Origin of the sequence: Pseudoalteromonas piscicida (assembly GCF_002208135.1) — a bacterium.
GTDB classification, from domain to species: Bacteria; Pseudomonadota; Gammaproteobacteria; order Enterobacterales; family Alteromonadaceae; genus Pseudoalteromonas; species Pseudoalteromonas piscicida_A.
In genome coordinates, this window is the sequence record NZ_CP021646.1 from 1,050,620 (window position 1) to 1,065,146 (window position 14,527).

Here is a 14,527-nt window from a genome sequence, read left to right on the forward strand (position 1 = left end):
GTTACAGCTCCTTGATCTTAATGTTTTTGAACCATACTTTGTCGCCGTGATCTTGCAGACCTATATGGCCTTTTTTACCTTCAGCAAACCCTTGCCATGTCGCAAATTTACTATTCTTGACCAAAGTATTCCAAGTGGTGCTGCCAATCACAATACTCGTTGTGCTTACACCATTTTGCCAAACTTGTAGGTGGCTATCTTGTAGCTTAATGCGAACTTGGTTCCAAGCTTCGGCAGGTTTATGTGCCGTACTTGGCGCGGCGAACAGGTCATAAATAGAACCTGCAAGGTGAGAGTCTATTTTATTGTCTGGGTGCTCTTTGTTATCTAGAATTTGGATTTCTGGGGCGTGAGAGTATATAGCACCACCTTTTTCATCCGCCAATACAAAGATCCCACTGTTGCCTTTTTTGGAAATCTTCCAATCGAGCTGGAGCTCAAAATTCTGATATTGTTTTTTGGTCAGAATATCGCCGCCACCACCTTGGGTAAGTGTCATCGCGCCGTCCTCAACTTGCCACTGGCTATTTAGGCCGTCACTTTTAAAGTTGCGCCATTGCGACATATCTTTGCCATCGAATAGCAGTTGCCATCCAGCTTGTTGTTCTTGCGGGCTCAATTGGTTGTCAGTCGTACTAGCGCAAGCTGTACAACTAACGGCCAATGCCAGCGTTAGCATTTTTATAGAGTTGAGCATATTGGAACCTCGTCTGTTCACTTTTTACTTGTTGCTACTTACGCGTATTTCTCAACGCGTTTATTTTTATTGATATAAAGGTAAAGGCCGATAAAAGCGGCAATGAGAATAGCTGGGAATAACAGGATATTTTCAAGCACCGCTTGACCTGCAACTAGTTCTGATTGCTGTGCGGTTAAGTTTGCCGCTTGGGCTTCGAGTCGCGCCGAATCAATCCAACTACCAATTACGGGGTTCCACATGCTGACAGCAAACATCCCCGCACCGCCCATTAGAGACATACCCAGTGCGCCTGTTTTTGGGGTGTATTCAGCAACGCAGCCCAGCATGGTTGGCCAAAAATAAGTGACACCCAAGGCAAATAATATTGCAGCCAAGTAGATTGCTGATCCTTGTGCTTGGCTCATCATGAAAATACCCGCGGTTGCCAGGACTGCAGAGCCGAGTAACACGCCTGTTGGGTTAAAGCGATGGACTATTGGACCGGCAAAGAAGCGACCTAATGCCATCAAGCCTGTGATTAGCGCGAGGATCATCATAGGTGAGGCGCCTGACGCTCCCAGTATGCGTTCAATCCACTGTTGTGTACCAAGTTCAGTTGTTGCTGTTAAGGTCATACAGCAAATTAAAAATAGGTAGAGCGGAGAAAATAGGTGCTTGAGATTGCTGGTGGTAGAATGATCTGTGCGGTCAAATTCAGGAAACTGTGACTTGATCATCATCGCACCGTAAATCAGCGTTGGAATTAGTATCAAAGCAACTTGCCATTGCCAATTAAAGCCCGATGCAGTCATGGCATTCGATGCCAGCGCACCAATCACAATGCCGCCTGGAAACCAGACATGGAATCGGTTGAGCATGGTCGTGGTGTTTTTCGGATACATTTCGGCAATCAGTGGATTACATCCAGCTTCCACTGAACCATTCGCAAAGCCGATTAAAAACGTCGAGATCAGCAGTAACCAAAAACCATCAGCGGTAATGGTTAAAACCAACCCAGCAAAGTGGCAAATAAAGGCGAGGGCAACTAACTTTTTAGCGCCAATGGCGTTGTAGATTGCGCCACCTAACATGGTTGCGACGGGAAAGCCCAGAAATGCCATGGCGTTAACCCAACCAAGCTCTGTATCTGAGAGGCCAAACTGCTCACCTAATTGCCCCAAAATACCTGCGCGAATAGCGAACGTCATTGATGTGACGACCAGTGCAAGGCAACAGAGCTGAAACACGGTCCGATTATGATTATTATTATTCATGGTCGTAGTCCTGTTTATTTTATGCCGAGGATTTGATTATTGCGTTCGGTATCGGTGCTACTTCCTGCAAAATCATCGAAGGCTTTTTCGGTTGGTCTGATCAAGTGCTGTTTGATAAATTCAGCGCCTTCTTTGGCCCCATCTTCAGGGTGCTTAATACAGCATTCCCACTCCAATACAGCCCAACCATCAAAACCGTACTGTGTTAACTTACTAAATATTTTCTTAAAGTCGACCTGTCCGTCACCTAATGAACGAAACCGTCCTGGCCGTTGTTGCCATCCTTGGTATCCGCCGTAAACACCGCAGCGGCCATTGGGGATAAATTCGGCATCTTTTACATGGAACGCTTTGATACGTTCATGATAGATGTCGATAAATGCCAAGTAGTCCAATTGCTGTAAGACAAAGTGACTTGGATCGTAAAGAATATTGGCTCGCGGGTGATTATTCGTCGCCGCTAAAAAGCGCTCAAAAGTCACGCCATCGTGTAGATCTTCACCTGGATGAAGCTCATAGCACACATCCACGCCAGCCTCGTCAAAGCGGTTCAAAATAGGCAACCAGCGTTTTGCGAGCTCCCCAAACCCTTGTTCCACCAAGCCATTTGGACGTTGTGGCCAGGGGTAAAAGGTGTGCCAGAGCAAGGCGCCAGAAAAGCTTGCGTGACTGGTTAGTCCGAGCTTAGCACTGGCACTGGCCGCTAGCATTAGCTGCTCTGTTGCCCACGCCATACGAGCCTGAGGAGAGCCATGCACTTTTGCTGGTGCAAAGCCGTCGAACATTTGATCATAAGCTGGGTGCACCGCCACTAATTGACCCTGCAAATGGGTTGATAGCTCTGAAATAGTAAGGCCATGCTCTGCGGCAATACCAGTGATCTCGTCGCAATAATCTTGGCTTTCAGCGGCTTTTTGCAGATCAAACAGTCGCTGTTCCCAACTTGGTAGCTGAATACCTTTATAACCTAGGTTACTTGCCCACTGGCAAATACTATTAAAATTGTTAAATGGCGCCTCGTCCGAGACAAACTGCGCGAGAAAAATAGCGGGTCCTTTAATTTGCTTCATTCTTATTTTATCCAATGGTAAAGGGGTGCCACTTAGTGTCTTTTGCACTAGCTGCGACCGCGTTTTCAATAAATGCCATGCCACGGACTGCAGCGTTAATACTTGGCACGTCAAATTCTTCGTGTTGCACATCGGGTTGTTGCTGATGCGCACGAATAAGGTTGGCGAAGTTAAGGTAGATATTTGCAAATGCTTCCAGATATCCCTCAGGGTGACCTGCTGGCACACGAGTTGCGCTAATGGCTGCTTGGCTAAGTGAGCCCACTCCTGTGCGGATCAACTGAGCTGGGGCGTTTGCCGCACGTAACCACAAACTATTAGGCTCCATTTGCGACCATTCGATACTGGCTTTGTCGCCATAGATTTTTAAGGTGAGATTATTTTCTTCGCCAAGTGCTATCTGGCTTGCCATCAACACGCCCTTTGCACCGTTGCCAAAGCGCAGTAACACGGTGCCGTCATCGTCGAGTTGTCGGCCGGACACGACCGTATTTAAATCCGCACAAAGCGCCTCTATCTCCAAGCCACTCACATATTCGGCAAGGTTCGCTGCGTGTACACCGATATCGCCCATACAACAACTCACGCCAGACTTGCTTGCATCTAGTCGCCAGCTGGCTTGCTTGCTGTTTTCATCATCAGCACTTGCAAGCCATCCTTGACTGTATTCAACGACGACTTTGCGTATATTGCCAAGTTCGCCGTTTGCAATGCGGTGGCGTGCCTCTTTCACCATCGGGTAGCCGGTATAGGTGTGTGTTAATCCGTACAAGCAATTGCTATCTTGAAGCTGCGTTTGTAGACGCATAGCCTCAGATAAATTTAGCGTAGCTGGCTTATCACTCAGGACGTGAAAGCCGTGTTCGATAGCGGCTGTGGCAATCGGAAAATGCAAATGGTTTGGGGTCACGATGGCAACAAAGTGGATGCGCTCCGCCTCTGGTAATTCCGCCTCTTGTTGTAAGAGTGCTTGATAGCTGGCATAGCAACGCGCTGGGTTAAGCCCGAGTTGTTGGCCCATTGCTAGGCTTTTGTTTGGATCGGCGCTAAATGCGCCTGCAACGAGTTCAATTTGGCCATCTAAACGCGCGGCTATGCGGTGTACTGCACCTATGAAAGCACCTTCTCCACCACCGATCATGGCCATGCGGATTTTGTTATTATCCATCGTTTAGCTCCATCGAGTTATCGAGGTAAGTTAATCTGATGTTATTGATAATAGGTAACAGAGGCGCCAAAGTGATAATAAAAATTCGGTTGACAATGCAACAAAATCGGCGTTTAAAATAAATTATTATAATTATAAAAAGGCGGGAAATAGGGCAATGGAAGAGCAAACAATATTGAATAAAGCTGGCGTAAATCAATTGATTGCAGCATTTGATCTGATCCCAGATATCCTCTTTTGGGTCAAAGATACAAAAAGTAGAATAGTTCATGCGAACCAACACTTTGTTGAACATCAGGGCTACAAAACCTTAGACCAAATCTTACTGAAAACCGATTTTGACTTTTCACCGCAACATTTGGCATTCCAATACGTTAACGACGATAAACGGGTGATGGAAGGCTTTATCGTGACGGACAGATTAGAACTCAACCAAACCGAAAATGGGGAACTGGCATGGTTTTCCACGTCAAAAAAAGTGTTACTTGATGACGCAAATGTGATTATGGGCACTTATGGTGTCACGCGACATCTAGCGAAAACGTCAAAGGCGTTGTCTCACGTAAGAGCCATTGAAGCGCCCGTTGAATTTATTCGGGCACATTACCATCGTCATATTTGTATCGAAGAATTGGCGGAACTTGCTCACCTGTCGGTAAGCGCACTGGAGCGTAGATTTAAGAAGCATTTAGCCAAAACTCCCAATCAATTTATCAACGAAGTGAGATTGGAAAATGCCCGTAAATTATTGGTCGAAACACGCTTACCAGTATCACAAGTCGCTTATCAGTGTGGTTTTTCAGAGCCAAGTTATTTTAGCAAGCAGTTTCGTCGTTTATTTGGTGAAATCCCGTCTCAATTACGTAAGGAGTTAACGTCGAGCGAGCGTTAAGGCTGCGACTTCTGGTGGTAGTGCTGGTGTCACCAGCGCATCTGCGTATTCGGCAGCTAACCATGGACGAATGGGCGTGGCAATGCCTCCAACTAGCGCGACTTTCTGTGCCCCTAAGCTCTGCAAATGACGGACATAACGCTCAATAAACCGTGCCGCGCTACTTAAGATCTGCTCGGCATAGGGATCGTTTGGCGTGGCAAAAACATGTTGAGCAAACTGGGCAAAATACTGGGGAGTGGCGTTTAGCGTGAGTTTGACTAGCTGTTCGGTACTGTGGCAATTCATAGCAGCCAAAAACGACTCAATCATCAGACTGCTAGGGGACAGTGTATCAAGCACCTCGATGGCATGCTTCACTAAACTCAAACCTATCCAACTGCCACTTGCACCATCACCGAGTAATAATCCGTGGCCACCGAACTCCCTAAATTGTCCATGCGTCACCAGACCCGCGCAAAATCCGGTGCCAAGAATGATTACACCGCCATCTTCGTGTTGATGCGCACCAAGGCACGCAACGTGTGCATCGGTTGAAAATTGAAATCGTGCAAAAGGAGAGCGCCATTGCTGCATCGCCTCACAAGCCGTCGTGACATTCGCGCCGGCAAGTCCTGCAAAAGCACTGATGTTAGCAATGTCGTGATGGGGGATTTTTGCGTTTGTCAGCGCTGTCATTGTTGCGCTCAACATTGACTCTTGGGCCTGATGTATTGATGTTGCTATGTTTGCAGGGCCGCTGGTGGCCTCGGCAAGGAGCTGTCCATGTTGATCCTCGAGGCGGACTTTACATTTCGTCCCGCCACCATCAATCCCTAAAAATAGCTTAGATACTGTCATTGTATTGCCTTTTCTGATCCGGTGAGTATTGCATTAACTAGCCTTGGGCAAACTTCATCGCCATGATGCACGCCAGAGTGAGTATGTAGAGAGAGTGGACCAAATTCACTTAAAAGCCAAAGATCCGCTGCGTTTTTCGTGTTGACCCCTCCACCGATCACAACTTCGATTTCAGCATTGAGTTTTTTCAGTAAGGCAATGAGCTGACTGGTACCAAACGCTGCGCCTTTGCCACTTTGCCATGTATTGCCGGCGCTTAAGACCCGCTCAACGCCTAGCTCTAGCAGCGTCTCGGCTGCCTGCTGCCAGTTTGCAGCGGCGTCAAAAGCGCGATGAAAGGTGACAGAAAGGCCTAAGGATTTTGCCGTGGCAATAAGTGCTCTACAATGGTCAGCCGCTATCTCCTGATTGTCGTCGATAAAACCAAGCGCAATACCGGTTGCGCCAGCGCAAGCAATGCCATCTATCCCTTTTTGTAACTGATAAAGCATGGTGTCATCAATAGAAAAATGCGGTGCTTGGCGTAACATCACAATACATTCGCCAAAGCTTGGTAAATACTGGGCAACTGCCGCTATCGCCGTCGGGTTTGGGGTCAAGCCACCGCAACTCAGTGCACCGCAGAGTTCTATCCTTGTTGCACCTGATGCAAAAGCAATTTGTGCATTTCGCTGCAACAAATGAGGATTATCGCTGCTGAGGCATATTTCCAAGTTTTTACCTGAATAGTTTGCCGAATTCATATTTCACTCTTGAAGTTGAATAATTTTAAAGTTTAAAATGCTTGGTTTTGAATATTTAATTAGTTCAATAAAAACATTTAGTTACACATGTTTGGAACGTTTTTAAATTGCCTAATATAGAAACTAATAATGAGTTTTTATGTTAATCAGACTATAAACCAAGGAAATTGAAATTGGATCTTTTTTTGACCTAAACGCCGATTTTGTCTTAGTGCAAACCGAAATTCTATTATCACTTTTTGTAGAGCGCTCCTATTCTGAACGAGTGTTTCACAAACCATTAACCCCTATAGGGAAACAAAAAAGGGTCGTCACAAAGTCATGCGTCATGGAGCAGCAAGGGACGTCATGGCTTTACAAATTATAAAAAACTTGGAGATAGGAATGGCCAATAATAATAACAGACGCCATGTGACAGGAAGATCACGGCAATTTAGCAAGTCTGCACTGGTCCTCGCTATGTTATCAGCTACTAACTGGGCAATGGCTGAAGAAACCGAAAAAGAGGAAGCGCAGGAAATCGAAACGATTGAGGTGCGTGGGATCCGTGCATCCATGGCCGAAAACTTGGCGATTAAGCGTTTATCAAACGCGATTGTGGATGCCATTACAGCAGAAGACATCGGCAAGTTTCCCGATAAAAATGTGGCGGATTCACTGCAACGCGTACCCGGCGTAGTGATTTCTCGTAGTGGCGGGGAAGGGGAAAACGTCAGTATCCGTGGTCTTTCATCTGATCTTACTTTTACGCAGTTAAACGGCAATTTTATCGCTTCTTCTCCGGGCTCGCCGTCGCGCTCTTTTAGTTACTCTTTGTTGCCTTCTACCATGGTGCAATCGGTTGAAGTGTTTAAGTCTTCAGAGGCGCGTTTAGATGAAGGTGGGGTGGGCGGCACGGTTATTCTACACAGCCGCAAACCGCTGGATATGGAGGCAAATTCTGGGGCGTTGAATGTTGAATATACCTACGCTGATGTGACTGAAGAGTACGAGCCTAATTTTAGCGGCGTTTATTCTTGGAAGAACGAAGAAGAAACCTTTGGCTTGCTAGTTGGTTATACCAAACAAGACCGCACCAACCGCTCGTTAGGCGGTGATATGTCGGGCGGTGGCGGTTGGCGTTGGGCAACGAGTTCAGACTTGCCAGCGGCGGACACGGCGGGCAATGTGATTGCCGATAGTACACGTCGATTTGCAGCGTTAGAAGATGCTTATGGCAACGTCTATGACGGTGTTTGGGCACCGCAAGTTGCAGGTGTTGGGGTAACCAAAGAAAAACGCGAACGTCAGGGGTTACAAGCCACCATTCAATGGCGTCCAATAGATGATTTATCTTTAACATTCAATCATTTTCATTTTGAGCTTGGGCAAAATCGCACCACGTCACAAATGTGGATCCCAGAATGGAAGTACAACCCAGATTATCTTACCGGTATTACCCTAGACGAAACCGGTACGATTGTGACAGGCATGGACTTTACCAGTGGCGCTGGTGGCACTGAAGGAAATCTTGAATTTCCTTGGATCATTGGTAGCTATACCGTAGAAAAAGATACCTCGGATACCTACGACTTCGCTTTTGAATATGCTGGTGATTTATATGATTTGCGCGGTAAATTTGGTCGCACTGAGGCCAGCGGTGGCCCTTCAGAATCTTGGAGCGCGGCGTATAAAAGCGGCCAACCTGCGAGTCGCAGCGATTCTGGGTTGGTTGAAAACGCCGCTGCATTTGCAGGGTGGCGATTAGGTGACAGAGTGTCGTTGTACGCTGATCCCGCTTTGCTGTCTAACCTTCAGGCTGGTATTGCAGGCGATCCCGATCCGGGTTCGACAGGTTCAAGCTTTATCGTCAGTGACTTAGAAGAAGACTATGCCCAGTTAGATCTTGATTATCGCGTCGGGTACGGCATCGTTGATACGCTGCGTGTTGGTGCTAAATATCGTAAAGCGACACTGCACCGCGAAACCAACAACACCTTCTTCATCACTCAAGATGGGGCTGACAGAATTGCCAGTGGGGAGCTTGATCCATTCAGTCAAGGTGCCATTGATGAAGTGTCTTATCAGTGGATTGGTGGTATGCCAAAACTGGAAGATATTTTGAATGCAACGTCTGAACAAAATATCCCCGGCGGTTTTGAAGTGAATGCGATGCCCACGATCAATTGGGACCGATACCGCGAAATTGTGACCAGTGAATATGTTAAGCACACGCGACGTGAGCCTGATTTTGTGTTCGACATAGAAGAAGAAATCATGGCAGCCTATCTACAAGCCGATTTTTCTTTTGGAGATTTTAGAGGAAACATCGGGGTACGCTATGTCGAGACTGAAACGCAGATTATGTCGTCGGATAAAATCAACTACTTTTTAGATGACATTGATGATGTCACCGAAGAGGATATTTTAGGTGATGAACGTCTCATTGATGTTGAAACCACCACCGTGCGTACCGTTACCGACTCGCAATTTTTACCTAGTTTCAACATTGTCTGGGATGCCAGCGACAATCTTGTCATACGTGGTGCTATCGCCAAAACGATGTCTCGAGCTCCGTTCAACGATATGGGGGCGCCAGAACAGCTGACCTTTATCTCTCAAGAGTGGGCAGACGATAGACTAGAGTTTAGAGGCAACCCTGTGGAGCCAGGATGGCGTGGCTCAGGTGGTAACAAGGCCCTAAAACCATTTGAGTCGGTACAGATGGATTTATCTGCGGAGTATTATTATGGCGAAGGATCTGCGGTTGGGATTGCGCTATTCAACAAAGACGTAGACAACTTTATCGTGCCCTTGATTATCACCTCGGTAAGGCCATTTGAGGGCTTTAATAACCCTTTTACCGGTGTTGAAATTGTGCCGCCGGGTGATATTACCGTCACACCGTTTACCACCACCGCTAATGGTACAAACGCAACCTCTCGGGGCATCGAGCTGTTTGCACAACATGCATTCGATAATGGCTTTGGTCTCAACGTTAACTACACCCTAAACGATACCAATCAGGCAGACATTAGCGTAGACGGTGAAAAGGTCGGTGAGTCTGCGCTTGTCGGTAGCGCTGATAATCAATTTAACTTCTCCGCCTATTACGAAAATGACACCTTTAGTGTCAGAGCGTCATATAACCGCCGAGGAGAAACCGCTCTGGGGCTTGCGGACGGACTCACTGTGTATCAGGAACCGTACCAACAAGTTGATGTGAACGTCTCTTACAACCTGATGGAAAACCTGAGCCTAACCGCGTCTGTGATCAACCTAACCAAAGAAGAACCGAGAACCTTTTATGGTGAAGATTCTAAAGCGAGATTGCGCAGCAGCAGTTACACCGGCCAGCGCTACTATGCTGGGATCACCTATCGATTTTAACTTTGGCGATAACCATAAAGTAATGCAAACAGGGTGAAGTCGTGTCAGCACAACGAGAAACAATATCACGGCTTATCACCAGTTTGAGATGCGTTTATATCAGCCTAGCTGCATAAGTTGGTTGGTATTTAAGAAGGGATAAATATGAAAACGTTAAATAAAATAAGAAATGCGATCCCGCTGATTGCCGTTAGCAGTCTATTGGCTGCATGCGGCGGAGGGAGTGATGACCCAAAAGTTGAAGAAGTGCCAGTAACCCCCGCGGTGACGACGGCGGAAGTATCAGGCTCAGTGATAAAAGGCGCATTGAGCCAAGCCCGCATTTCGGTGACGGCGCTCAATGGCTCTAGCATGATGATGGATGAGAACTCGGCAACTAGTCAAACGGGAGAGCTGTTTATAGAACTGACGGGTAAAGCCGGGTTTGGCATTAATTCTACCATTAAAGTGACCGCCACAACGAGCGAAGGCTCGCAGATGCGCTGCGACGCCAGTCGCTGTGGTTCTGTAGGAATTGGGGAACAGGTAAGTGGTGATTACATTGCAGGTGTGACTTTGGCTACCTTAAGTCATGTCGCCGTGCCGTTTGGTTCAAATGCCGATGGCAGTGCTGATGCTAACATACAAATCAACGCCTTGACGACACTAACAACCATGCTGGTGGAACAGCAGATTGCTGAGGGACGTAATGTCTCCACTCCCGAATTAATGGCACTGGCAAAAGCGGATATGTCTGCGTTATTGCTTCGGGCCCTTGGCTGGCAAACCGGGAACACCAATGTTTTTGAGTTACCTGTGGTTAGCGCTGATCAATTAACGAATTTTGAATTAGGGGAAACTTGCACAACCTCTGACTCTGGCGAGCAAAGTTGCGAGATGACGTATGTTTCTGAGAGCGTTCAAAAGCTTTCTCTATTCAATGCCGCATTTGCACAATTTGACGAGCAAGGCTCTTTGCAAGGCGTCTTAAGCGATGCTGCTAGCAATCTCAGCGCGGCACTTGGCGGTGATGAAGCTGCACTTGAAGCGCTTCGATTGCCAATTTACAACGCGCTTCAAGCTCATCCACTGACTGCTGAGCTAGGCCTCAGTGCCGATAGTATTGTGGACTTGGCGTTACCACTATTTGATGAGCCGGTATCCACGGGACCCATGCAGCAAGTCGTGACATCTGGTGCCACTATTACTGCAAGAAATGCGATTGGTGATGCCGAGAGTGCAGACAAAGCATTTGATGGTGATCCGCAAACTAAATGGTTAGACCACAATGATTGGCAGGGACCACCTACTGAGGAAGCGCCATCTTGGATCCAAGTGGACTTTCCCACTCAACAAGCAATTAGCGGTGTTTACATTACCAGTGCTAATGATGCCCCAGAGCGAGATCCTGAAAACTTCTCTTTATTAGCTTCTAACGACGAGGGGGTGAGTTGGGTTAATTTGGGTAATGTGGTTGGGGCGTCGTTTGAAGCGCGCTTTGAACGCCAAGGCTTTGTATTTGCTAATGCACAAAAGTATACAAGCTACCGGATCGCAGTGACAAAAAACAAAAATAACGATGGCTTACTGCAAATTGGAGAAATTCAATTTGTGGGGCCTGTTTATCCGAGCGTAGACCATACTGATACTGATACTGAGACGTTTGCGGTCACGGCAAGCAATAGTATCGGTGAGGCAGAAAATCAAGATAAGGCATTTGATAATGACCCAACCACTAAGTGGCTGGATCATAATGATTGGCAAGGCCCGCCTACTGTCGAAGCGCCTTCATGGATTCAAGTAGACTTTAATGAGGCGGTGGCGGTTAATCAGCTTGCGATAACGAGCGCCAATGATGCACCAGAGCGAGATCCTGAGAACTTTGCTTTACTTGGTTCTAACGATAACGGTGTTACATGGCAGCGGTTGAGTAATTGGGTTGGTGAATCTTTTGAAGCGCGAGGGGAGCGTAAAAGCTTTGCGGTAGCAAATCAATTGCCATACCAAAGCTATCGCCTTGAGATAACCAAGAACAAAAATAATGATGGCTTGATGCAGCTTGCTGAGATTGAATTAATCGGCCCAGAAATCTCTGGATTAGATCATGCACAAGTACAAGGGGCAGGTTACTCGGCGCGCTTTAGTATTAGTGATTCAGAGGGCGCAGCGCAAGCATTTGATAAAAATGTTGAAACTAAATGGCTCGATCACAATGACTGGCAAGGGCCTCCCACCGCTGAAAACCCAGCTTGGATCCAAGTTAGCTTGCCGCAAGCGCAAGCGGTAAATACTTTGTACATTACCAGCGCCAATGATGCGCCGGAGCGAGACCCTGAAAACTTCCAGCTTTTAGCATCTCACGATGGGGAAGTATGGCAAGTATTAAATACTTGGGTAGGGGAGTCGTTTGAATCGCGTTTCGAACGTCGTGCCTTTGCGTTTGCTAATGGCTTGGCTTACTCACATTATCGCTTGTCTATCAGTAAAAATGCGAATAATGACGGGTTAGTGCAAATAGCCGAAATTGAACTCGCTGGACCTCAGTACGCACTTGAAGATTTGTCTGACTTGGCTGGAACAAGCTTTACCGCGCGTAATCGTATTGGAGACGCGGAAAGTGAGCAAAAGGCGTTTGATAATGATATCGAGACAAAATGGCTAGATCACAATGAGTGGCAAGGACCGCCAACAGAGGAGTCTCCATCTTGGATCCAAGCTGACTTTACTGCGCCACAGATTGTGAGTGGTTTGGCAATCACCAGTGCGAATGATGCACCAGAGCGCGATCCCGAAAACTTCCAGTTACTGGGTTCTAATGATAGCGGTGAGACCTGGACAGAAGTCGCGGTTTGGGTGGGTGAGAGCTGGGATGAGCGCTTACAACGAAGAGCGTTTACTTTCTCCAATGCTTTTGCCTATAGCAGTTATCGTTTAAGCATTAGCAAAAATGCGAATAACGATGGCTTAGTACAGATCTCAGAAATCGAGTTACTTGGTCTTAGCGGCGAATAGCCTGAATAATACCAATTAGTCTTAATACTTGCTCAATTTGAAGGAGTAAATCTTACGCTAACGGCGTTAAAAATTTCTTATTTAGAACAACTAAATATCAAAATTTTTGCCTTGTTATCGACAAGATTTTCTCGCCTCAAAATAGATCACTTAATTAAGATAATTGGTATAACTTGAGTTAAATAAATCTCAACCAAAAAAGCCAGAATGCAATTTGCGCTCTGGCTTTTTATTTTTCTCGATGAAAGTAAAGTGACTTATTGTGATTGGTTATAACACATCCACTGCTTGTAGCGACTCGCTTTGGTAACAGCCTAACAAGCGTACAAACTGGGTATGGTCTTTTAATTCTTCAAGTGCTACTTGGACTTGTGAGTCTGCAATATTGGCAAGTAAATCAACGTAAAAGACTTCTTCCCAAGGATTACCAGGCACCGGACGTGACTCTAACTTAACCATATTGATATTGTGCTGTTTAAATACCATCAGCGCGTCGGCAAGTGAGCCTACTTGCTGTTTGGTGGCCATAATTAAACTGGTTTTAGTTGGGATTTGAGTAGACACCTGAAGTGCTTTTCGTGCTACCACAATAAAGCGGCTGTGGTTTTCTGTCTGATTCGCAAGGCCTGACTTCACCACTTCTAGGCCCATATTCTTACCGGCTTGTGCAGATCCAATCGCGGCACTGTTTGGGTGCTCTGCAGCTTGCTTTAACGCGCTAGAGGTCGAGTCGCAGGTTTCGTGCTGAATATCCCCAAGACCTTGAATAAAACGGCTGCACTGGGCAAAAGGTTGGGGATGCGCATAAATTTTGTCGATCGCTTGTAATTCTGTGTCTGGCAATGCTAGGAGGCAATGCTCTACGGTATGCGTTACTTCGCCTACAATAGATACTTGCGCATGTTGCAATAAATCGAATACTTCGTTGATACTACCTGAACTGGTATTTTCAATAGGTAAGATACCAAAGTCAGCTTGGCCTTTCTCTACCTGCTCGGTGATTTGCTCAAAGCTTTGGCAACCCATTTCCACAAGCTTACCGGGACGACGGCTGAAGTATTTATGACACGCAAGCTGGCTATAAGAGCCTTGTCCACCCAAGTAGGCAACGCGGTGTGTATCACCTACGGCATCGGGGTTTAAGTTCTTTTGCAGCATGGCTTGCTGGTTTAACACAGAGTCTTCTAAAATAGTTTGGAAAACGCTGTTTATATAAAAAGCATCTAGACCCAGAGATTTACCATAGCGGATTAACTTTTCTAGCAGTGCTTGCTCACGTGCTTCATCACGGATAGGTTTGTTGTTGGCAATCTTATATTCCAGCACACCATGGCTAATGCGACGTCGCTTTGCCAGTAAAATCAGTAATTCTGAATCTATCTCATTGATGTCATGCCTAAGGGCATCTAATGTATTTTGTGTCATAGGTCCTCACTCCCATTTAGCCAAAAAAAAAGCCTCCCGAAGTTGGGAGGCTTAGCTATTCTTTTTCACTCGCGAA

At 46.5% G+C, this 14,527-nt stretch carries 10 protein-coding genes; 3 read left to right on the plus strand and 7 right to left on the minus strand.

The genetic code is table 11. The features are described 5' to 3' along the window. Position 1: 1 nt before the first annotated feature. From B1L02_RS05025 to B1L02_RS05040, 4 genes are read right to left on the minus strand one after another with little or no spacing between them, the layout of a single operon-like run. Complete coding sequence (locus B1L02_RS05025) at positions 2 to 697, minus strand: 3-keto-disaccharide hydrolase (RefSeq protein ID WP_088530162.1); 696 nt, start codon at positions 695 to 697, stop codon at positions 2 to 4. A gap of 38 nt (positions 698 to 735) precedes the next feature. Next, on the minus strand, positions 736 to 1,953 hold the full coding sequence (locus B1L02_RS05030; protein WP_010371078.1) for an MFS transporter: 1,218 nt from the start codon (positions 1,951 to 1,953) through the stop codon (positions 736 to 738). A 14-nt stretch (positions 1,954 to 1,967) separates the two neighbouring features. Continuing rightward, positions 1,968 to 3,023, minus strand: a complete 1,056-nt coding sequence (locus B1L02_RS05035; RefSeq protein ID WP_088530163.1) for a sugar phosphate isomerase/epimerase family protein — start codon at positions 3,021 to 3,023, stop codon at positions 1,968 to 1,970. Between the two features lie 7 nt (positions 3,024 to 3,030). Continuing rightward, positions 3,031 to 4,191: a Gfo/Idh/MocA family protein gene (locus B1L02_RS05040; protein ID WP_088530164.1), complete on the minus strand. Its 1,161-nt coding sequence runs from the start codon at positions 4,189 to 4,191 to the stop codon at positions 3,031 to 3,033. Between the two features lie 157 nt (positions 4,192 to 4,348). Here B1L02_RS05040 and B1L02_RS05045 point away from each other — a divergent pair, with 157 nt between their 5' ends. Beyond that, positions 4,349 to 5,083 carry an AraC family transcriptional regulator gene (locus B1L02_RS05045; RefSeq protein ID WP_088530165.1) on the plus strand — a complete coding sequence of 245 codons (735 nt, stop codon included), beginning with the start codon at positions 4,349 to 4,351 and terminating at the stop codon, positions 5,081 to 5,083. On the opposite strand, the gene B1L02_RS05050 is transcribed toward B1L02_RS05045, so the two are convergent. Together B1L02_RS05050 and B1L02_RS05055 are read right to left on the minus strand one after the other, a co-directional pair. Continuing rightward, positions 5,063 to 5,923, minus strand: coding sequence for a BadF/BadG/BcrA/BcrD ATPase family protein (locus B1L02_RS05050; RefSeq protein WP_088530166.1), 861 nt, complete (start codon positions 5,921 to 5,923; stop codon positions 5,063 to 5,065). The two genes, B1L02_RS05045 and B1L02_RS05050, sit on opposite strands and share 21 nt — an antisense overlap. Then, a complete protein-coding gene (locus B1L02_RS05055) occupies positions 5,920 to 6,666 on the minus strand; it encodes a copper homeostasis protein CutC (protein ID WP_088530167.1) in 747 nt (248 codons plus the stop codon). The genes B1L02_RS05050 and B1L02_RS05055 overlap by 4 nt, the downstream gene beginning before the upstream one ends. A 384-nt stretch (positions 6,667 to 7,050) precedes the next feature. Here B1L02_RS05055 and B1L02_RS05060 point away from each other — a divergent pair, with 384 nt between their 5' ends. Continuing rightward, positions 7,051 to 10,035: a TonB-dependent receptor gene (locus B1L02_RS05060; protein WP_088530168.1), complete on the plus strand. Its 2,985-nt coding sequence runs from the start codon at positions 7,051 to 7,053 to the stop codon at positions 10,033 to 10,035. A 144-nt stretch (positions 10,036 to 10,179) separates the two neighbouring features. After that, on the plus strand, positions 10,180 to 13,026 hold the full coding sequence (locus B1L02_RS05065; protein ID WP_088530169.1) for a discoidin domain-containing protein: 2,847 nt from the start codon (positions 10,180 to 10,182) through the stop codon (positions 13,024 to 13,026). Positions 13,027 to 13,296: 270 nt separating this feature from the next. Here the strand turns inward: B1L02_RS05065 and pheA are convergent, their stop codons facing one another. Beyond that, positions 13,297 to 14,451, minus strand: coding sequence for a prephenate dehydratase (gene pheA / locus B1L02_RS05070; RefSeq protein ID WP_017216145.1), 1,155 nt, complete (start codon positions 14,449 to 14,451; stop codon positions 13,297 to 13,299). Positions 14,452 to 14,527: the final 76 nt, after the last annotated feature.